A 20,484-nucleotide genomic window follows, 5' to 3' on the forward strand; every position below is an offset into this window, starting at 1 on the left:
ACAACGCCTTGCGGCGTTGTTCAACGAGGGGTATTTAAAGAGCGTCAAAATCAAACGATGGAACATAGCCTGCGCCGAGTAAATGCGGACATTTCGACGAAACGAAATCATCACTTGATAAATCATCCGAACTTTTATACCTGTTCGTAAAAACCCCGGTGATATTTAAAAGCGTATGGGGCAAGGACGATATGCTTATTTTCTGACTTTCTCTTTCCTTCAGCTTTAAAAATTTGAGCGATTGCTGGTTTGAAACATTCTCGGACGCCCAGATAAACGCCGAAACCGGAAGATCATATTTATTGCCAATCCCGTGACCCAACAACCCTCGACTGTCATCCATCATGTTTTCGCCATGATCTGATGAGTAAAACAAGACGGATGGTTTTTTGCTCGACTTCAACTGATCAATAATCGTACTCAACAACCAGTCTGTATACAAAATACTATTATCATATTCTGCAGTGATCTTGTCTTTGAAGCTGCTTGTTGCCGGCTTGAATTGATCGAAGCTTTCCGGGTATCGGCGTGAATACTCGAAATGGCTTCCCTTGACATGAATGAATATGGCTTTCTTTTCCGTTTCGTTTTTATTGAGTATTTTTTCATATTCCGACATCAACGCCCCATCATAACTTCTCTCAAAGTATTGACGGTATTGTGCCTCGGCGGCTATTTGTGGAATTATTCCGCCAAAACTATCAACCTCCTGCACTGACAACCAATAGGTCATGTACCCGGCCGCCCGATATATACTCACCAACGATTTCGTTGACGCAATGGAGTCCCAATCCGATATAGGCTCAAGGCTCAGCATTGAAGGCACGGCGAACGAGGTGTATGGGGCTGTCGTACAGATCTGATTAAACTTGAAAATGCCCGCCTGCTTACCAAGATTCGGAGTTGTGTCCTTGTCATAACCGTAGAGGGACCAGTTGTGCGGCCGCGATGACTCACCGATTACAAAAACAATGGTTTCTATAGTTGACTGATCCGATAGGCTGGTTATTTTTACGTCAGATTCCCGACGACGTTTGATGAGCTTCTCCGTCCCAAAATACAAGTTTGCAGTAAGGGTAATTTGCGACAAATAACCTACTGGCGTGCTTTGATCTTTTGCAAGGAGATCCATGACTGCAGACTTCCCGAAAGAGTTAAGCTGAACGGTTTTATAAAAATACGCCCCATACCCTGCGATCAAGGCGCTAATAGCCAAAACAAAAACACCTTTGCTCTTATATAATTTGCGTTTATGCAGGCCTATTAATCCAGCCCCATAGCACAGTATGAAAATCATCAAAACGATACTGATGGGTCGCCAATAGGTCGGCAGGAATTCGCTTGCTTCCTGGAAGTTCGTCAAGCCAATAAACAGATAGGCAGCCGTTAATCTTGAGTTGAAGTTCAAAACCAAAAATAGATCAATAGCTGCTACCAAATAGAATGGCAGTAGAATGAGGTGAACCTTGAATTGATTGGAGGAAATAAATCTGATTGCCAAAAGCCACAACACCGACATGCCAAGGGTGTAAAAGACTAACAAATCAATTTTAGAGTACTGATAGCTTGTCAGCATTCTAACCACCAAGGGTGAAAGCAAATATGACCACAACACTAAATTTGGCCATTCTGCTTTTAATATTTTTAATAAACCATCGATAATTTTGGCAGAATTTTTCATTGGTAATTATTCCCGCAGGATGCCCATATGCCTCCTCAGAGGGTAGCTCCAATTGGCGTACTCGCTGCATCACGTTCAAAAATACTCCCTCGTTTGGTGCTCCAGACGTAGCGAGCTGCAAGGTTTGGCGCTGTGCATCCTTGGCATGCAGGAGCAAATGAAGAAGCTGTTTGCGACCTGCCTTGATTGCCGCTATACAATCATTTGAGCTCACAGCAAAGCGCCCAGGAAATCGGAGATCAGGATGAAATTTTTGGTGGTGGGTGGCGCGGGTTATATTGGCTCGCACATGGTGAAGCAGCTACTGAGCGCAGGTCACGATCTTGTGGTGGCAGACAATTTCTCAACGGGTTATCGCAGCGCGTTGAGAGGCGGGACATTGGTCGAACTGGACATAGCCGACGAACAGGCACTGGACACCCTGTTTGCGGGACACCACTTTGATGCCGTGTTCCACTTCGCCTCCTTTATACAGGTGGGCGAATCTGTCGCTGAACCTGCCAAGTATTATAAAAACAACTTCACCGCCACCCTGACGCTGCTCCAGGCGATGGTTCGCGCCGGGGTTAAAAACTTCATTTTTTCCTCTACCGCCGCAGTCTACGGTGACCCGGTGTATGTACCGATAGACGAAGAGCATCCCAAGGCAGCGATCAACCCTTATGGGCGCAGCAAGTGGATGGTGGAGCAGATGCTAGAAGATTTCGATCGTGCATACGGGCTGAAATCTGTCTGCCTGCGCTACTTCAACGCCGCCGGAGCAGACCCTGAAGGACAGTTAGGTGAACGCCATGAACCGGAAACCCACCTGCTGCCCCTGATCCTGCAAGCAGCCTCGGGACGGCGCGCAACCATCACCGTCTACGGCTGTGATTACGACACACCTGACGGTACTTGCATCCGCGACTACGTCCACGTTGTCGACCTCGTTGCCGCTCACGCGCTTGCCTTGGATTATCTGCTGGCAGGCGGTGCAAGCACGGCGTTCAACCTCGGTAACGGTCAAGGTTTCTCAGTACAGCAAGTGATCGATACCGCGCGCTACGTGACCGGCCAGGCTATATCTGTCAGCGCAGCGCCACGTCGCGCGGGCGATCCACCCCGCCTGGTGGCCGATCCCCGCAGGGCCAACACATTACTTGGCTGGCACCCGCAATTTGGCTCACTTGAACAGATAGTGGCGCATGCCTGGAGCTGGGAGCAGAAGTACCCTTGGCACTGAGCGTCGGCGCCAGCCGATAGCGCCGACCTCGTGCGGATGATGCTCTAGTAGTAAGAGCGGTTTTCAGGCTCGGCTTTGTTCAACACCGTGCCAATCAGGTTGGCGGTGCCAAGATGATGCAGACTTTCCTCGATCTCTTTCTTGCTGTTCAATCCATTAGCGACAACGAGCAGGACGCAGTCGAACCTGGGCAGGACGTTAATCACATCATCCGAACTCAACAACGGCGGCAAGTCGAAAATCACGATGCGTGAGTTGTAGCGCTCGCGCAGATCAGCAATCAAATGGCTCACTGCAGGCGATGACAACACTTCGGTGGAAAGAGGAATCGGCTCGCGCGTCGGCAGGACTACAAAGCGCGGCAAAGTCGGGTTGACCAGTACCTCTTGCAGTTCAGCTTCATCTGCCAACAATTCATTAAGCGATTTATCCATCGGCAGTCCCAGATATTCACCCACCTTCGGACGACGCAAGTCGAAGTCCACCAGCAACGCCGTCTTGGTGGTGTGATGCGCAATACTCATCGCCAGGTTTATAGCCAACACCGTCTTGCCTGCCTCCGGGGTCGGCGAGGTGATGGCGAGCGTGCGCCAACCATTTTCCTCCATGATTTTCAGCACTTGTGTACGCAGTAGATCGAATGCTCCGCCCACATTCGAATTTTTGTTGTAAGCCACAATTCGGTTGCGCTCAAGGTGACCCGGTCGCAAAGGTACAACCTTGGTTTGCACATAACTGAGCGCATTCAGACTTGTTGATTGCGCGGTCGGTGTCATGGCTTTTGACGAGGTCTGTTGCTCGGCTTTTTCGGTATCGGAATTGATTATTTCCATGGCTATATTCCTTATGCAAACCGGCCCAAAGCTTTAAATATCAGAAGATCCAGAGGCATATAGAGGAAGTGCAAGAGCACCAGAAAGATCGCGATTAATGCGACTCCACAGACGATCGATAGCATTCGCCACTTCCTGCGGCGTGCCAGTTCAGCCTTGGTGTGAATGTAAGGAATGGAGACCAGTACGCGTCTACCCAGCACGCTGGCCAAGGCCTGGGCACCGCGCACACGCTGACTCATCATCTCGAGGAGCATCACCAGCGCGCCAGCACCCACCGGGGCAAGCAAGAAACCCATGGCGACCACTTTTTTACGGTTTGGCCGTACCGGTTTTTCGGGCATCAGCGGCGATTCCAGAAGAACGAAACGCTCGGCTTTGTTCTCCTGCTCCAGGCTTTCTGAAATTTTCGCACTCATTTCCTTGGTGCGGATTTCTTCATATTTTTTACGAGCATTATCATGGTCACGCATCACCGTGACCAAGCCGCGCTCGATTTGCGGCGTCTCAATAATTTGTGCCTCGTATTCGGCTATTTTTCCGAGTATTTGCTGCTTTTGATCGGCCAGCGACTTGATCCGTGCTTCGGCTGCGGAGATCCGCGCCTGAGCCCTGGCAACGTCCAGATTGACCGAAGCTGATGCGCCAGCGCCTTTGCCGGCCTGAAGTGCAGCAATTTTGCGCTTGACGGCACGCACGTCGGGGTGGGCTTGCGTATACAGCGACTGCAAGCGGATGTACTCCGCTTTGAGGCTAGCCAGATCCTGTGGTTTATCAGCAGCCGTACCGAGTGCTCCAGGTCTTGTCGCTAGCCCGGCATTTGCGGCGGAAAGCTCCAACTCATTGAAGCGCAACTCCTCACGGGCAGTCTTGTAGTCACGGTCGATCTCCTTCAGCTCGGTTTCGGCGCGCGTCAACATGTTCATGCGCAGCTCTTGATGCTCGGGCAGCGCGTTGCTGTGTGCCTGCTTGAAGTCCGCCAGCCGATTCTCAAGGGTTTCCAGTTCCACCCTCAGTTTGTCCGCTTCCTGCGTCAGGAACTCTGTGGTTTCACTGGCGCGTTCGGTGCGCTGCTTGATGTTTTCATCCAGAAACAGCGTCACCAGCTCCTTGGCAACTTTGTTCGCAATCTCTGGCTGGCGGTGCTCAAAGGAAAGACGGAAAGCAATCGTCACCTCTCCGCGCCCCTTGACGGCAGCACTGACGAGGGAGACCACAATCGCATTGCGCATTTCTTCGATCTTCTCGGTAACGGTCAGTTGCCGACTTTGCGAAGCAAAAAGATTGTATTTGTTGATGATCCCTTCCAGATGCTCACGGGTCATCACGCGCTGGCGAATGACTTCGATACGCTCATCGGCAAAGGTATTGTTGTTGGCCGCCACCAGGTCTGGCGAAATCTGCTGAGACTCCACCAGTATCGTGCCGGATGACTCATAGGTAGGCGGGAGAGAGATTGCTACCGCTACGCAAACGCCGAGTATGACCACGAAACTCACGATCAACAGCAGGGCGTGGTGCTTGATGATAGCTAGGTAGTCGTTGAACGACATTTCGTATTCAGTGGCCATATTTCTCACACAGCTGAATGTCAGAGACCGGGATAACTATAAGTCAGCGTCAGCCCGACTACGTTTGCAGTGGCATCCGGCAAGCCATCTTGCTGGCGTTGTTTGTATGTGTAGGATAGGCGGGCAATCCAAAAAGGCGAGAGTTCTTGGCTAAACCAGGCACCGTAATTTTGCAGGGTATTAGGCGTCCGGCCTTTGGCGTCTTGCCAGGAAGCATCGAAACCGGTGCGTCGGGTCTCGTCGATGGCATAGCTCCATGAACCTCTCAGGGCATCAACCTCGACGAAACCACCGTCGCCACTGGCGAGCGTGCTGCGACTGGCATCGATGCTGGTATCAATACGCTCACCGGCATATTGCAGCAACAAACCGCCCTGGCCTTTTGGGCCGCTACCTGTGCCGGAGACTTGGTTGAGACCCACGTAAGCCGTCCCCCTTAGCCGCTCGGAGAATTGGACATTCAAGCCGGCCGTTGGGGTGTAGCTGTTTGAGGAAGCCACCGCAGAACCCTCCTCCGGCTCATAGCGCCTCACGCCAAGTCGGGTGAACAGCTCGACCTGCTCACTCCACGCATAGTTCCAGCTGAAGCGGGTTGCCAGCTCGTCATAGTCGGTCAGTGAATCAATATCGTAAGTGACATGAGTGTAGTCAGTTTCGTTAACCAGGGTACTTCGCTCGCTGAGAGCAGTGCTCCAGTTGCCGCCCACCAAATACATCTTTTGCGTGCCATCAGAGGCAACTACGCCGGTTTCCTGGACCACCGTGGAAAGCGTAGAGTTTTCTTCATACCTCGCCACAAGCCCAAAAGCCCCCGTTTCGGTCTCGCGCTGCCACCCCAACCTTAATCTGGGATCTTCACGGTCCGAAACGATCGACGTATCCGACGAACGCACGATATTCACCCCCAGACCGAACCGGTACTCATCCGGCCCGGAAGTACCCACAAGGCTGTAATCGGGGGCGATGATGGTACGAGTCACCCCTTCCTCATCACTCGTGAGCAGCAGTGGGTTGCTGTCGTACTCGACCGTCGAAGGCACGGCTATAGCTGATTGCCAAGTAGCAGCAGAGGCCATGTCCGAACACGACAAAGCCAGGATTGCCGTCGCAACCCCGGTAGTTCGAAATCCAAGCAAGATAATCCTTAGTGCCAAGGCTAAGGCACGACCAGCGTATCGCCGGCTTTAAGTAGAAAATTGGTGGACATGTCATCCCCCGACATCAACTTGCTGTAGTTGACGCGCAGGATCTCTTGTTTAGTCCCGTTGAGTCGCACGACCTTAATGTCGTCTTTATCGGCGAATTTGTCGAGCCCACCCGCCATGCTTATTACCTGCAGCACTGACGTTTGACCTGACATATGCACGGTGCCGGGTTTCAGCACTTTGCCCTGAACGTAGACGAGATTACCTTCGGTGCCGGTGACGACCACGCTCACCTGCGGATCAGGTATGAATTTCTCAAGCCTGGCAGCGATTTGCTGCTCGACAGCGGTGGTATCAAGCCCCTCAACATCGACTCGCCCTACCAGCGGAAAGGTAATGCTGCCGTTGGGGAGTACGCGTACATCCTGCTTGAGCTTGTCTTCCCCCCAAACGGAAATAGAAAGGTTGTCTCCCTGATTCAGCTTGTAAGCCCCATCATTTTCGACGGCATTGGAAATGCTGGGCCAAACGGCCAGCGCGCACAGCACAGGTATCAATGAACGGAACATCGGGATCCCTCCGTCTAAGTAGCCATGCAAAGAGCTTAGAACAAAAAAACCTAGTCAAATGACTCTAGCCCATTTCACGCAAAAGAAATTACCAAACAGGATCGCTTTGAGCTTCCGGGTGGTCAATTCCGACAATGCAACACACCCGAAACCGGAACGTTAGTGCAAGACAACAAAATAGCGTTATTTAACAACAGGTTGGAACAAGCAAGCTGCCTTCGACGTATTTGCGTCAATATTAGCCACACCCTACCCGCTTGAGCCGGTTTAACTGCAACACCGTCAATCTGTTAATAGCAACCTTTGCCGATGCAACTAACTTTATATCCATACTTACAACCAACGCTTAGTGTCATCCATCTATATCTTCCGTCGGTTGGCAACCACAATAAAACCAATCAATGCGGAAGAGAACAACCATGCTGCCGCTGAAAGCGGTACCGCATTCGGTTGATTGGTATCAGTTGTTTCAGCCAGACTTTTAACCTGGATTGCCGAATCAGTCTTGATCTGCTTATTGTTTGCCGCCGCCATTAATCCGTCACTCGAAGAAGAATTGACGGATACGCCAACGCCTGAGTCAGCGTGATCGATGACACCATTAAATTTGGAGGAATCGGCATTATCGAAATAAATATCGGTGATCAACGAAGGCAAACCAAGACCCTTTCCCAAAGTAAGCGAAGCGCCATCCGCATACTTCTCAAGAACCGCGCCAAGTTTGGGCCTCAACGCCTCGCTGGTATTGCCTATGCGACTAATTTCATAGGCCAGACTGGTCGCCTGCGCACTAGCAACGGCTGCACCATTCAGGATCACGGACAACAACACGAATTTAATGACAAATGTTGAGCGCATAACACCGCCTCCTTGCGTAAGGGGGTTATTCTTTTGTCGGTTTAAGAAATCTATATCGGCTAAATTGAGCCTATAAGCACATCGCCATTACGTCAATAGCTCGTCACAATAATAAATCCAAATTTAATTTTAGGGTGGGTGGCGTCAAAATAACGCCACAATATGCCCCGCAACCCAGTAAATTCTATCCCTGTGAAATGGCTTTGCGCATGAGGCGTCAGCCCGCTTCGGGCTGTTGGCGTCGACCCGGAACAGCTTCCCCGCAACGGGCTACGGCGGCTCAGGGAAAGCCATGCACTGGACCGACGACGCCTGCATCGCGATTGAAGGCAGGATGATCACCTGACCATTACTTCGGTTGCGCTACCGTACGCAAATACGGTTTCACCGTCTTAAAGCCTTCCGGGTACTTCTTCCTTGCATCGTCGTCGGATACCGACGTCGGAATGATCACGTCCTCGCCCGGACGCCAGTTCACCGGAGTGGCAACCGTGTGCTTGGCGTTCAACTGGATAGCATCGAGCAGCCGTAATACTTCATCGAAATTGCGCCCGGCACTCATCGGGTAGACCAGCATCGCCTTGATCTTTTTATCCGGACCGACAATGAACACTGAACGCACCGTTGCGTTGTCCACGGCAGTACGAGCGCCGCCACTGGCGTTCGGGTGAATCATGTCGTAGAGCTTGGCCACCACCAGATTCTCATCGCCGATCATTGGGTAGTTGACTGCATGGCCCTGGGTTTCTTCGATGTCTTTGGACCAGCTCTGATGGTTACCGACCGGGTCGACGCTGAGACCGATAATCTTGGTGTTGCGTTTGTCGAATTCCGGCTTGAGCCCGGCCATATAACCGAGTTCAGTGGTGCAGACCGGGGTAAAGTCCTTCGGGTGTGAGAACAGGATGGCCCACTTGTCGCCAATCCATTCGTGGAAATGGAGCGTGCCTTCAGTGGTTTCGGCGGTGAAATCCGGGGCTTCGTCGCCAATACGAATGGTCATATGCGTTCTCCTCGCTGTGAAGGGTAGGGACACTCTCGGAACGATCCAGTATAGGAGACCTTGAAGACTTCGCTCTGTATCCGCGATCCGCCAAAGGGCTAGCAGACCTATCCGCTGCATACCGATTTACGAGACGAAATGCTGCCTATACTGCAATCCGGGGTCGATAGAGAAACGGACAAAGCGCCAAGTACTCAGCCTGTCAGGTTGAGGTCATGGAAGCTGACGCCGAGCCGTCAGGAAATGCAGAAAGTGGCCCTGCTCTGATGCTGCCCGCACGGTGTTTTCCGCACTCGGGTTCCCCAATCCAGCTGCCCTGATTGTCTGCGCCAAGGACCTGACAGATGAATGTGATCGAATATTTTGATCGAGTAAGAATCATCAATATCTCGTCAAGAAAGGATCGCCGTTTAGAAACAGTTGAAGAGTTCACTCGCAACGGCTTTCACATCGATGATGAAAAAACAGGCTTTTTTGAGGCTATTACGCCCACTGAGGGAAATGGCTTCCCGAGCGTCGGCGTCAGAGGCTGCTTTCTGAGTCATCTGGGGGTGCTGGAAGAGGCAATCCGCCTGAATTTGAAAAATGTCTTGATCCTGGAGGACGACATACAGTTTTCCAGACACATTTCTCAATACGGTAGAGAGGCCATCAAGGCTCTGGAAGGTTTGGAGTGGGACATCGTCTATTTCGGGCATCCGTTTGAAGAAAATTCAAACTTGCCCGCCTGGAAAGCAGTCGACCGGCCAATACACCTGGCCCATTTCTATGCTGTAAACGGGAAGTGCTTTGGGAAATTGAGGGATTTTTTATTCGAGATTCTGGAGCGGCCACCGGGACATCCTGACGGAGGCCCAATGCATTATGACGCGGCTCTCAATACGCTCATTCATAAGAACAAAGAAATTTCGGCTTACTATTTCACCTGGAATTGCGGCTACCAAAGGCCCTCGCGGACCGACCTGCATGAGCTTTCCCTGTTTGACAGGGTGCCTCTCCTGCGGCCGGTAATGGGTATGCTCAGGAGGTTAAAGGCAAAAAACCTGAGAAGGACTCGATAGTTCTCCCTCTACAGGAAAGGCCTCAATTACCCGACTGACGTACCAGGCCGGCACGGCGCAGAACCGTGTCCGGATGATTGTGGCGGGCCGCCCTCCTCATTTGCGTGCCAACTTGTACCGCACGCACTCCTCGTAAAAGCTCTCGCGCAGGGCTGCGGGCTTCATCCGCGAATGACTGTCATAGGTCTGCTCGGTAATGCCCATCGCCATCATGTGCATCCACGGCTTGCTGAATTTGTAGGTATGTAGCTTCTGCCGCGCTGCATACAGGGAAACCCCGGACAGCTTGAGTTCCTGGGCTTTTGCCGCGGTACCTGCGCCCCAGCTGCAAATGTAACGATCACTCGATGCCAGCTCTTTGGCCTGGACAGAGGCGGCAACGCTCGCCAGGCCTAACGAAATCAGCGCAACCATCACATTCCGCATTTAAATTCGATCCCAACTAACTGAAAGTAAATTGATTTTGGTCAAAAGATTCAATCTTCGGGGCCAGCAAAATGCCTTAAGTGCGCTATAGCCGGTTTTTCTCCTGTCGTACGGACGTTTCTTGCGCCAATTCAATCCTTTGCTATAGCTAACGCTCTCTCCCGCCAACAAATGAGGCAACGGAATGTCAGTCGCAAAGAAAATGACAGTGGGGCAACTGACGATGTTGACAGCCGTCAACATGTTGGGCTCCGGTATTGTGCTACTCCCCACAAAACTTGCCGAAGTCGGCGGTATTTCCATCCTTTCCTGGCTGATCACGGCCACCGGCTCCCTGGCGCTGGCCTATGCCTTTGCGCGCTGCGGGATGCTCAGCCGAAAGACCGGGGGCATGGGCGGCTATGCCGAATACACTTTCGGCAAGGCAGGCAACTACATCACCAACTACACCTATGGCCTCTCGTTGTTGATTGCCAACGTGGCGATCAGTATTACCGCGGTCGGCTATATCCAGGAGCTGTTCCATGTTCAGCTTGATTCACTGCAAGTGGGTCTGGCGACCATCGCTCTGTTGTGGATCACCACTTTCGCCAACTTCGGCGGCGCGCGGATTACCGGCCGGATCGGTGCGATTACGGTTTGGGGGGTGATTGCGCCTGTAGTGCTGGTTTCCACCATTGGCTGGTTCTGGTTCGACAGCAGTGTCTACGCTGCCGGCTGGAACCCGCATAACATGGGCTGGTTCGATGCCGCAGGTGCATCGGTGGCGATCACCTTGTGGGCCTTCCTCGGTCTGGAGTCGGCGTGCGCCAACACCGATGCTGTGGAAAATCCGGAGAAGAACGTACCGATTGCGGTCCTCGGCGGCACCCTCGGCGCGGCGGTGATCTACATCGTCTCTACCAACGTCATTGCCGGCATTGTCGATAACCCGGAACTGGCCTCCTCCACCGCACCGTTCGGGCTGGTCTTTGCCAAGATGTTCACGCCTATGGTCGGCGACATTGTGATGGCTGCGATGGTATTGGCGTGCATCGGTTCGCTGCTGGGCTGGCAGTTCACCATCGCGCAGGTTTACAAAAGCTCTGCGGACACCGGTTATTTCCTGTCGATCTTTGCCAAGTCCAACAAGGCCGGAACACCCATTATCGGCATGCTGGTGCTGCTGGCAGTGCAAACGGCGCTGGCTTTTCTCACCATCAGCCCTGACCTGAGCAAGCAGTTCGACACACTCGTCAACCTCGCGGTGGTCACCAACCTGGTGCCCTACATCCTATCCATGGCCGCGCTGATGACCATGCAAAAAGTGTCCAACGTACCGGCGGGCAAGGCCTTGGCCACCAACATCATTGCGTGGGTGGCTGCGGCTTACAGCTACCTGGCGCTCTACAGCTCGGGCCCGCAGGCGCTGATGCTCGGCGGCGTGGCAACGATCTTCGGCTATACGCTGTTCGGCTTCGTCAACAACCGCCTGATCCGCCTCGAAGCACTCAATAACAGCGTACCAACACAGACCGTCAACGCTCGGCACATCACGGGCAAACCGGTGCCGGTCAATAACTTGCATGCAGTCAGAGTGGAGGCTTAATCATGATGGAACATAGACATTCGCTTGGAATGCTCACGCTGTTGGTCAGCAGCCCGCCGGACAAACGCACCGTCTTCGGTCGCGCACTGGATCAGTTGATCAACGATGTGGAGGAACGCGCAGTCCAGGTGCTGGCGTCGGAAACCCTGAGTGATGCCACGTCGATCCTGCGCTCGGACCCAGCCATTCAATGCGTGCTACTCAGCTGGGAGATGGACAAAAGCGCAGGTCACGAGGAATGCATCCAACTGCTGGTCAGTCTGCGTGAGCGCAACACCCGCGTGCCGGTTTTCCTGATTAGCGATCGCAGTACCGCGTCGAGCATTCCGCTGGTGGTCATGCAGCACGCCGACGACTTCATCTGGTTGCCCGAGGACACCAGCCGCTTCCTCAGCGGGCGCATCCTGGCAGCCATCGAACGTTATCGCCAAGCCGCACTGCCTCCCATGTTCGGGGCGCTGGTGAAGTTTTCCCGAAGCTATGAATACTCCTGGCACACCCCTGGACATGCTGGCGGCACAGCTTTTTTGAAGAGCACCGCGGGGCGCGCTTTCTATGAGTTTTTTGGCGAGAACCTGCTGCGTTCGGACCTGTCGATTTCGGTCGGCGAACTCGGTTCGCTGCTTGATCACAGCGGCCCTATCGGCCAGGGCGAGCGCTACGCCGCCAAAGTGTTCGGGGCCCACCGCACCTACTACGTCACCAACGGCTCGTCGATGTCTAACCGCGTCATCCTCATGGCCAGCGTTACGCGCAATCAGATCGCCCTGTGTGACCGCAACTGCCACAAGTCCGCCGAACATGCGATGACCCTGTCCGGTGCCATCCCGACCTATCTGGTACCGACCCGCAATCGCTACGGCATCATTGGCCCGATTCTGCCGCAAACCCTGAGCGCCAGCGGCGTGAAAGACGCCATTGCCAGTAACCCGCTGGTCAAGCAAGGCATCGACCCGACACCCGTCCACGCGATCATCACCAACTCCACCTACGACGGCCTGACCTACAACGTCACCCGCGTCGAAGAGTTGCTGGGGCAAAGCGTCGATCGTCTGCATTTCGATGAAGCCTGGTACGGTTATGCGCGTTTCAACCCGCTGTACCGCGAGCGCCACGCCATGCACGGCAGCCCGGACGATCACGACGACTCGAAGCCGACGGTGTTCGCCACCCAGTCGACCCACAAGTTGCTGGCCGCCCTCTCCCAGGCCTCGATGATTCACGTGCGTAACGGCCGCAATCCGATCGATCATGGTCGCTTCAACGAGTCGTACATGATGCACGCCTCGACTTCGCCGAATTACGCGATCATGGCTTCATGCGACGTCAGCTCGGCGATGATGGACGCGCCCAGCGGGCAAATCCTCACCACCGAATCGATCGAAGAGGCTATCAGTTTCCGCCAGGTAGTCTCGCGCATGCACAACGAGATGTTGAGCAAGGAAGAGTGGTTCTTTACCTGCTGGCAGCCGCCGACCGTGCAGGTTGGCGCGGCCACCGTGCCGTTCCATGAAGTCGACCCGGTGCTTTTGAAAACCGAGCCGAACTGCTGGGTACTGCATCCCAACGCGGTATGGCACGGCTTCGGCGACATCGAAGAAGGCTACTGCATGCTCGACCCGATCAAGGTCTCGGTGCTCAGCCCCGGCATGGGCGACGACGGCAACCTGCTCGACTCGGGCATCCCGGCCTGTGTGCTCACGGCCTACCTGGGACGCCAGGGCATCGTGGTCGAGAAAACCACCGACTTCACTATTCTGTTCCTGTTCTCTATCGGGATCACCAAAGGCAAATGGGGCACTTTGCTCAATGCCCTGCTCGACTTCAAACGCGATTATGACGACAACGTCGAACTGGAACTGTGCCTGCCGGATCTGCTGGCCGCCAACCAGGCTCGTTATGCCGGCATGGGCCTCAAGGACCTGGCCGACGAAATCTTCGCCGCCATGAAGAAACACAAAACCACCGCCAACATGGCCCAGGCGTTCGGCACACTGCCCAAAGCCGAATTCAGCCCGGTGGAGGCCTACGAAAAACTGGTCAGAAACGACATCGAACGGGTGACACTCGAAGAAGCCGCCGGGCGTATCGCTGCGACCGGGATCGTGCCGTATCCACCGGGCATTCCGTTGCTGATGCCGGGCGAAAACGCCGGGGCTGCGGACGGGCCGTTGCTGGCCTATCTCAAGGCGCTGGAAGCCTTCGACAGATCCTTCCCGGGTTTCACCCATGACACCCATGGGATCGAAAGCGAGGGCGGGGTTTATAGCTTGCTGGTGTTGAAATGAACTAGCGCCTGTACACAGTGCAAAGTAAAACAACGGGCGCCTTGAAGGCGCCCGTTTTACATGTCTTTTCCTGAGCGGGTAATCCGTGGGGTTTAAACCCTCACATTGCGTCCCGGCAACGAAGATCGCGAACTCGATGAAGCGCTGGGTTTTCGCCGGCAGCAACTGCGTCTCGGTGAGGGCATACACCGACTGATCAAGGCGTTGAGCAGTGGTGAACCGCACGTCCTTATGACTGGATGCGATTCCCCTTGAAAGCCTCACGCCGTGCGTTTCGTTCTTCGATGTAGGCGGCGCTCGGCTCGCTGATCAGCTCTTCACGGCGCAACAGTTCGCCGCAATGTTCGCAAAGCGGCCCCAGCCCGGCAGGTTGGCCACAAGTTTTGTGGGTGTAAACGACCGCCAACTCTTCCTCTGGCGACTTGCACCAGGTTTCACCCCACGCGCGCAGCGCAAGGATCACCGAATAGAAGGCCTGCCCTTTCGGGGTGAGGTGATACTCGTAGCGTGGCGGCCGCTCGTTATAAGGACGGCGAGCGACGAGTCCGTCAGCCTCCATATTTTTCAGGCGTGCGGCAACCATTTGCGGGGTTCCTCCGGTCTGCGCCTGGATTTCGTCGAATCGATGGCTCCCCATGAACAACTCACGCAGGACCAGTACGGTCCAGCGGTCCCCCACGACCGCCTCGGCCCGTGCAATCGGGCACAGGGTTTGAACAGCACTTGTGTTTACCGACATAAGGACTTGCCTCTTTTGCAGTTGCTATGATTATCATATCAACAGCGCACCAAGGCAAGCCTTCGGCGCGAGTCATCCAAAATCCCTGGAGAAAATCGCCATGTCCAAAGCCATTTATCCCCTCACCAGAACCGCGTATCTGCTGGTCGATCCTTACAATGATTTTCTGTCGGAAGGCGGAAAGGTCTACCCCTTGATCAAGCCGATTGCCGAGCAAGTCGGCCTGCTCGAAAATCTGCGCGCCCTCGACCGCGCCGTCCGTGCACTCGATATTCCGGTGGTCATCGTACCGCACCGCCGTTGGGAACAAGGCGACTACGAAGGATGGGATCATCCGAGCCCTACCCAGTGCAAGGTCATGCACATGCATCACTTCGCACGCGGGGAATGGGGCGGGGAATGGCACCCCGATTTCACGCCCAAGGACGGCGACATCGTCGTTCAGGAACATTGGGGCTCGAGCGGCTTTGCCAACACCGACCTTGATTTTCGCCTCAAGCAGAAAGGCATCACGCACGTGATCATCGTGGGTCTGCTGGCGAATACCTGCATCGAGGCAACCGCGCGCTACGCCGTGGAACTCGGTTACCACGTCACACTGGTACGTGATGCGACCGCTGCCTTCAAGCCGGAAATGATGCAGGCCGCGCATGAACTCAACGGCCCCACGTTCGCCCACGCCATTGTGGCGACGAACGAGCTCATCGCGTCTCTGGCACTGCAGGGGTGACACACATGACATTGACTGGAAACCTCACTATCGGCGCAAACGAAGTCCCGGCCATTGAAGGGACAATGAAGGCGCTCAACCCCGCAACCAACCAGTTGATCGAGCCGGATTTCGCACTCGGTGGTATGGCAGACGTCAACCAGGCCGCGATGCTTGCCGACGAAGCATTCGACCATTACAGCCATACCTCGCTCACCCGGCGCGCGGCGTTCCTGGAATGCATTGCCGACAATCTCGACGCTGTCCGTCATGAGCTTGCCGCACGGGCCGCGCTCGAAACGGGCCTGCCTGAGGCTCAGCTTGAAGGCGAAGCGGTAAAAGCTGCCACCCAGTTTCGCCAGTTCGCGGCGGTCGTACGTAAAGGACGCTTCCTCCAGCTGGCCATCGATCCGGCCCAGCCCCATCGTCAGCCTCGCCCACGCATGGATCATCGACTTCAGAAAATGGCAATCGGCCCTGTGGCTATTTTCGGCGCGAGTAATTTTCCCATTTCCTATTCGGTCGCAGGTGGCGATACCGCTTCGGCATTGGCAGCTGGCGCGACCGTCATCGTGAAGGCGCATAACGCCCATCCAGGCGCATCGGAAATTCAGGCGCGTGCCATCCGCAAGGCGGTACAAGAGAACGGACTGCCTGAGGGTGTTTTCTCGATGGTGCGTGGCATTGGCAACACGATCGGCGAAGCCTTGGTCGATCATCCGTTGATCAAGGCCGTGACGTTCACCGGCTCGGAGCATGGCGGCATGGCGCTGTATCGGCGTGCGCAGCTACGCCCTGATCCCATTCCCGTATTCACCGAGATGACCAGCGTCAACCCCACGTTCATCCTGCCCCATGCGCTGGCCGAGCGTGGAGCGCAAATCGGTGCTGGCTTTATCGAACGCATGCTGGTCAATGTGGGGCAAGCCTGCCTCAGACCCGCCATCCTCTTCGCCATCAAAGGAGCTGGCTTTGAAGCGCTGCGCGCCGCCATGGCAAAAGGCGTCACCGAAGCATCGGCGCGCACGATGTTGACGCCAGGTATTCATGCCTCCTACTTGAGCGGACTCGGCGCAATGGAGAGCGTCGGTGCAAATCGCATCGCCGAAGGCTCGCGAGCCAACGCTGATTTTGATGGCCAATCGGTGTTGCATGAGGTCGACGGTCAACGCTTCCTGACCGAAACGGTACTTGCGCAAGAAGTATTCGGTCCCTCAGCACTGCTGGTGAACGTCAAGGATGAGGATGAACTGCTTGTCGTCGCTCGCTCGCTCAAGGGCCAGCTCAGCGCCGCCATGCATCTTGATGAGCGCGATATGCCGCTGGCTCATCGCATGCTGCCGGTCCTGGAGCGGCGTACCGGGCGAATCGTGGTCAACGCTTTCGCGCACCCTCAGGAGGTGACTTTCGCCACCATCCACGGTGGACCGTTTCCGGCAACGTCGGACAGCCGTTTCACCTCGGTGGGCATGACGTCGATTGAACGCTTTTTGCGCCCGGTGTCCTACCAGGGTTTTCCGGATGCGCTATTGCCTGAGACGTTGCGCGAGTTTGATCCCTTGGGGCTGCCTCGCCTCGTAGACGGCCAATAAAAGCCGTCCTTGAGGCAGTCTTTGCCAATCCGCCCGGTAGTACCCGTTCGTTGAGCGAGGCTGCCGGTCAACCCCATGGACTCAGCCCTTGGCCGCCATCGCCGTGACTTCCACACGCATGCCTTCAACCGCCAGGGAGGCCACGCCAACGGCGGCCCGAACCGGCCAGGGCTTGGCGAAGAAACGCTGGTAAACCTCGTTGAAGGCGGCGCGGTCGGCCATGTCGGTAAGGTAGATGGTCAGATGCAGAACCCGGTCCATGGAACTGCCGGCGTGCTCCAGCGCAACCTTGAGCGCCTGCAGGGTGCATTCGCTTTGCAAAGTGATGTCGCCCAGTTCCAGGCTGCCGTCAGCGCGGGTGGGAATCTGAGTGGAGACCAGCAGGCCGCCGAAACCGGCGACATCGGAAGAGATGGATTGCGGATCGGGGTCGGGGAGAAAGGTCAGATCGTGGTTTGCCATGGGTGTCTCTTGCTTGAGGGGGTGAAGAGGCTGTCGAGTATATAGCGGCTGGGAACTCGGTGTGGAAGGCCCCGTTTTGAAAACGATATCTACTGGATTGAGAGTCCAAGTCTTGTGTAGCAAGCCCTGGATTCATCAATCGGCACCTACTCCTCAAAGCGACCAGCGGGGTCACGATCGCGCTCGTAGCGTCTCATGAGCGGAAACGCCGGCAACCAGGATTCACGACGCACGATCCAGCTTTCGTAGGTAGGCCTCAGTTGGTCCGGGGCATCCAGCGACCCCAGGTTCACTTCGATTTCGTCGTCGCTGCGGGCGAAAACAGACGAGCCGCAGCGGGGACAGAAAAATCGCCCGCCGTAGTCGCGTGTTTCACCTTCAATCGTCACCGCATTCTGAGGAAATATCGCGCAAGCATTAAAAAGCGCCCCATGATGCTTGCGGCAGTCGAGGCAGTGACAAAGGCCAACCCGATACGGGAGTCCCGACGCCTCAATTCGGACGTTGCCGCACAGGCAACCCCCCGTGAATCGCTCCATGCTGCGTCTCCTCTGAAATCAAACAGTCGGAACGTGATGAATTGCACCCTGCCAGTGCCCGACTTTTAAGCCTAGACCCGGCGTTTCCCGTTCGCCAGAAGGGCAAAAACCCTATGGGCAAATCCGATTGCAGCACTCTATGATTGACCCCATGACCACCACGCCTCCGATCCGCCAACCCTGCCCACCCGGCGTCTGCGACTGCGGGCGAGACCCGCTGCTGGAAACACCGGGGGCGGACGTGCGCATTCTGTTTCTGACCCGCTCAGAGGAAAAGCGCCTGATCGAACGCCTGGAAAACCTCCAGAGCCTGAGCGATCTGGAACGCCTGCAACAGCGGATGTATGAGCAGTTGGGCATTCGCGTCGACATCGCCCCCGGTTTCAACGAAGTACGCACCATGCGCGGTATCGGTATCAACCTGGGTGAACAACCGGGGCTATGCCGCAAAACCCGTCAGTCGATCCCGGCCGCGATTCGTCGCGCACTGGAGAAGCGCCCGGAAATCGCCTACGCGCTGCTTAACGCCAACGACCTGTTGCGCGATGCGTGAAATCAGCGGCATGAATATCGCCCTCCAGGCACCGGAAAAATTCGTTGCCATATAGCGAAACAGGATCAGCGGTCATGCGCCGAGTCTGACCCGCTGCTATGCCTTCTCATGGGAGCAGTGGTTTCAAGCCAGTCAGGGATGAAACTGGACATTCAAGCGTGACCTTGGTCCCGGCACCCGCCAGGTGCGCGAAGAGCAACAGGTGCCAATCCGTCGCAGGAGGTGGCAAATGTTATTCATAGTCAGTTGGTCTATCAGTTCGGCAAATCGTAACAACGCGATCGAGCGTTTCCTCAAGACCGGAGGTGCGCCACCCGCTGGCGTCAAGATGCTTGGACGTTGGCACGCCATCGGTGGTGCATCCGGTTTTGGCGTGGCAGAGGCCAGTGATCCGGCAACCATTCAGAAGTGGGTGCTGGAATGGAGCGACCTTATGACCATGGAAGTCCAGGCGGCACTGACCGATGAACAGATAGCGCCGCTGCTGGCGGCCGCTGTCGGCAAGCAATAGTCGTTGGGGCGGCGAGCCGGGCTCGCCGCCCCATGCCCTTCCGCGTTGGAACAATACATTCTCTATGATCGATCCAGGCACGGGAAACAAAGGCCTGTGGTCGAAAAACCAATAACTGGAAATTTAACGATTCATACCTACGCTCATCGCGGGGGGATCCAGTGGATGGCCGGTCGGGGGGCTCGTCTCAGGGTACGCCAGACGCAAACCGGACTTTTACCGTGCCAATGCGAGAATCCTGGCGCATTGCGGCCGGAGCCACCTATGCTCTGAGCAAGGTCACCGACATTAATGTCAGCGGGGTCATGGTCTGGCTCGGCGACATGCCGGTAGATCAGACCAAATCCACGTCGGGAACGCGAACTTCCGGTCAGTTCGACAATGCCTGGATTCAAGCCGTGACCGGCAATATGACCTGGCGTTTCTGATGCCCTGCGAACGAAAAAAAACGAATTCATCCAAGGAGCACACACCACTATGAATCTGTCTCGAAAGCTGTTTATTGGCGTTGCGCTGACCAGCCTGCTGCTCGGCGGTTGCACCTCGAAAGTCACCGAGCGTGAGCAGTATTCCGGCTTCCTGTCCAACTACAACAATTTGCAGCAAGTCACCACCACCAGCGGCGAAACAGCCATGCGCTGGGTCAGCCCGTCCTGGAATCCAGAGGCCTATAACACCGTGGTTTTCAATAAGCTGGAGCTCTACCCGGCGCCCAAGCCTACTGAGCGGGTCAACCAGCAAACCCTGGACGAGTTGCAGAGCTACATGACCAGCAAAGCCAAAGGTGTGCTGGGTCAGAAATATCGGGTGGTATCGAGCACGAAATCAGCGCCAGCCGGTTCAAAAACCTTGATCATGCGCGCGGCGATCACCGGAGTGAGTGCCGAAACCGAAGGCATGAAGTGGTATGAAGTGGTGCCGATTGCCGCCGTCGTCGGGGGTGTTTCCGCCGCCAGTGGTCACCGCGATCAGGACACCACACTGTTCATCGAGGCCGAGTTCGTCGATGCCAGCAACAACCAGACCGTGGCCAAAGTCGTGCGCAAAGTCTTTGGCACCACACTGGAAAACGCCAGCCAGAAGATCACCACCAAGGATTTCAAAGTCGCAATCGACAAGCTGACCAGCGACCTG

Annotated in this window: 20 protein-coding genes and 1 pseudogene; 10 read left to right on the top strand and 11 right to left on the bottom strand. The window is 55.3% G+C overall.

Annotated elements, in window-relative coordinates:
* Positions 1 to 34: 34 nt before the first annotated feature.
* A complete protein-coding gene (locus ACQ4OB_RS04130) occupies positions 35 to 1,681 on the bottom strand; it encodes a phosphoethanolamine transferase (protein ID WP_430955177.1) in 1,647 nt (548 codons plus the stop codon).
* Between the two features lie 244 nt (positions 1,682 to 1,925).
* On the opposite strand from ACQ4OB_RS04130, the gene galE reads away from it, so the two are divergent.
* Positions 1,926 to 2,903: a UDP-glucose 4-epimerase GalE gene (galE, locus tag ACQ4OB_RS04135; protein ID WP_430955178.1), complete on the top strand. Its 978-nt coding sequence runs from the start codon at positions 1,926 to 1,928 to the stop codon at positions 2,901 to 2,903.
* Between the two features lie 44 nt (positions 2,904 to 2,947).
* Here galE and ACQ4OB_RS04140 read toward each other — a convergent pair whose 3' ends face one another.
* The 6 genes from ACQ4OB_RS04140 to ACQ4OB_RS04165 all read right to left on the bottom strand — a co-directional run bounded on the left by ACQ4OB_RS04140 (position 2,948) and on the right by ACQ4OB_RS04165 (position 8,882).
* Positions 2,948 to 3,679, bottom strand: coding sequence for a CpsD/CapB family tyrosine-protein kinase (locus tag ACQ4OB_RS04140; RefSeq protein WP_232252300.1), 732 nt, complete (start codon positions 3,677 to 3,679; stop codon positions 2,948 to 2,950).
* 68 nt (positions 3,680 to 3,747) lie between these two features.
* Positions 3,748 to 5,307 carry a GumC family protein gene (locus ACQ4OB_RS04145; protein WP_102614234.1) on the bottom strand — a complete coding sequence of 520 codons (1,560 nt, stop codon included), beginning with the start codon at positions 5,305 to 5,307 and terminating at the stop codon, positions 3,748 to 3,750.
* A gap of 20 nt (positions 5,308 to 5,327) precedes the next feature.
* Positions 5,328 to 6,383: a hypothetical protein gene (locus tag ACQ4OB_RS04150; RefSeq protein WP_430955179.1), complete on the bottom strand. Its 1,056-nt coding sequence runs from the start codon at positions 6,381 to 6,383 to the stop codon at positions 5,328 to 5,330.
* Between the two features lie 80 nt (positions 6,384 to 6,463).
* Complete coding sequence (locus tag ACQ4OB_RS04155) at positions 6,464 to 7,021, bottom strand: polysaccharide biosynthesis/export family protein (RefSeq protein ID WP_074877788.1); 558 nt, start codon at positions 7,019 to 7,021, stop codon at positions 6,464 to 6,466.
* Between the two features lie 360 nt (positions 7,022 to 7,381).
* The gene (locus tag ACQ4OB_RS04160) at positions 7,382 to 7,879 is read right to left on the bottom strand and encodes a hypothetical protein (protein ID WP_074877790.1); all 498 of its coding nucleotides are present in this window, start codon (positions 7,877 to 7,879) and stop codon (positions 7,382 to 7,384) included.
* Between the two features lie 349 nt (positions 7,880 to 8,228).
* Positions 8,229 to 8,882, bottom strand: coding sequence for a peroxiredoxin (locus tag ACQ4OB_RS04165; RefSeq protein ID WP_430955180.1), 654 nt, complete (start codon positions 8,880 to 8,882; stop codon positions 8,229 to 8,231).
* 344 nt (positions 8,883 to 9,226) lie between these two features.
* Here ACQ4OB_RS04165 and ACQ4OB_RS04170 point away from each other — a divergent pair, with 344 nt between their 5' ends.
* A complete protein-coding gene (locus ACQ4OB_RS04170) occupies positions 9,227 to 9,943 on the top strand; it encodes a glycosyltransferase family 25 protein (protein ID WP_102614233.1) in 717 nt (238 codons plus the stop codon).
* 96 nt (positions 9,944 to 10,039) lie between these two features.
* Here the strand turns inward: ACQ4OB_RS04170 and ACQ4OB_RS04175 are convergent, their stop codons facing one another.
* Positions 10,040 to 10,369 carry a hypothetical protein gene (locus ACQ4OB_RS04175; RefSeq protein ID WP_074877794.1) on the bottom strand — a complete coding sequence of 110 codons (330 nt, stop codon included), beginning with the start codon at positions 10,367 to 10,369 and terminating at the stop codon, positions 10,040 to 10,042.
* Between the two features lie 184 nt (positions 10,370 to 10,553).
* Between ACQ4OB_RS04175 and potE the strand changes: the two genes are divergently transcribed.
* Positions 10,554 to 11,957: a putrescine-ornithine antiporter gene (gene potE / locus ACQ4OB_RS04180; RefSeq protein WP_074877797.1), complete on the top strand. Its 1,404-nt coding sequence runs from the start codon at positions 10,554 to 10,556 to the stop codon at positions 11,955 to 11,957.
* Positions 11,958 to 11,959: 2 nt separating this feature from the next.
* The gene (locus tag ACQ4OB_RS04185) at positions 11,960 to 14,245 is read left to right on the top strand and encodes an Orn/Lys/Arg decarboxylase N-terminal domain-containing protein (RefSeq protein WP_074877800.1); all 2,286 of its coding nucleotides are present in this window, start codon (positions 11,960 to 11,962) and stop codon (positions 14,243 to 14,245) included.
* A gap of 229 nt (positions 14,246 to 14,474) precedes the next feature.
* Here the strand turns inward: ACQ4OB_RS04185 and ACQ4OB_RS04190 are convergent, their stop codons facing one another.
* Positions 14,475 to 14,984 (bottom strand): winged helix-turn-helix transcriptional regulator, encoded by a 510-nt coding sequence (locus ACQ4OB_RS04190; RefSeq protein ID WP_430955181.1) that lies wholly within the window; start codon positions 14,982 to 14,984, stop codon positions 14,475 to 14,477.
* Positions 14,985 to 15,084: 100 nt separating this feature from the next.
* Here ACQ4OB_RS04190 and ACQ4OB_RS04195 point away from each other — a divergent pair, with 100 nt between their 5' ends.
* Together ACQ4OB_RS04195 and ACQ4OB_RS04200 are read left to right on the top strand one after the other, a co-directional pair.
* Entirely contained in the window at positions 15,085 to 15,714 is a 630-nt protein-coding gene (locus tag ACQ4OB_RS04195; protein WP_430955182.1) for an isochorismatase family cysteine hydrolase, read from the top strand.
* Between the two features lie 5 nt (positions 15,715 to 15,719).
* Positions 15,720 to 17,285: an aldehyde dehydrogenase (NADP(+)) gene (locus ACQ4OB_RS04200; protein WP_430955183.1), complete on the top strand. Its 1,566-nt coding sequence runs from the start codon at positions 15,720 to 15,722 to the stop codon at positions 17,283 to 17,285.
* Positions 17,286 to 17,366: 81 nt separating this feature from the next.
* Here ACQ4OB_RS04200 and ACQ4OB_RS04205 read toward each other — a convergent pair whose 3' ends face one another.
* On the bottom strand, positions 17,367 to 17,747 hold the full coding sequence (locus ACQ4OB_RS04205; protein ID WP_074877808.1) for a RidA family protein: 381 nt from the start codon (positions 17,745 to 17,747) through the stop codon (positions 17,367 to 17,369).
* A 146-nt stretch (positions 17,748 to 17,893) separates the two neighbouring features.
* Positions 17,894 to 18,286 carry a GFA family protein gene (locus tag ACQ4OB_RS04210; protein ID WP_074877810.1) on the bottom strand — a complete coding sequence of 131 codons (393 nt, stop codon included), beginning with the start codon at positions 18,284 to 18,286 and terminating at the stop codon, positions 17,894 to 17,896.
* Positions 18,287 to 18,437: 151 nt separating this feature from the next.
* On the opposite strand from ACQ4OB_RS04210, the gene ACQ4OB_RS04215 reads away from it, so the two are divergent.
* From ACQ4OB_RS04215 to ACQ4OB_RS04230, 4 genes and pseudogenes are all read left to right on the top strand, one after another.
* On the top strand, positions 18,438 to 18,839 hold the full coding sequence (locus ACQ4OB_RS04215; RefSeq protein WP_074877812.1) for a hypothetical protein: 402 nt from the start codon (positions 18,438 to 18,440) through the stop codon (positions 18,837 to 18,839).
* A 229-nt stretch (positions 18,840 to 19,068) separates the two neighbouring features.
* The gene (locus ACQ4OB_RS04220; protein WP_102614228.1) at positions 19,069 to 19,350 is read left to right on the top strand and encodes a DUF3303 domain-containing protein; all 282 of its coding nucleotides are present in this window, start codon (positions 19,069 to 19,071) and stop codon (positions 19,348 to 19,350) included.
* Positions 19,351 to 19,550: 200 nt separating this feature from the next.
* Positions 19,551 to 19,778, top strand: a pseudogene (locus ACQ4OB_RS04225) (transporter); the annotation flags it as partial.
* 49 nt (positions 19,779 to 19,827) lie between these two features.
* On the top strand, positions 19,828 to 20,484 hold a 657-nt coding region (locus ACQ4OB_RS04230), incomplete at its 3' end, for a DUF3313 domain-containing protein (RefSeq protein WP_430955184.1).

The organism is Pseudomonas sp. ES4 (genome assembly GCF_050586665.1).
Classification (GTDB): Bacteria; Pseudomonadota; Gammaproteobacteria; order Pseudomonadales; family Pseudomonadaceae; genus Aquipseudomonas; species Aquipseudomonas frederiksbergensis.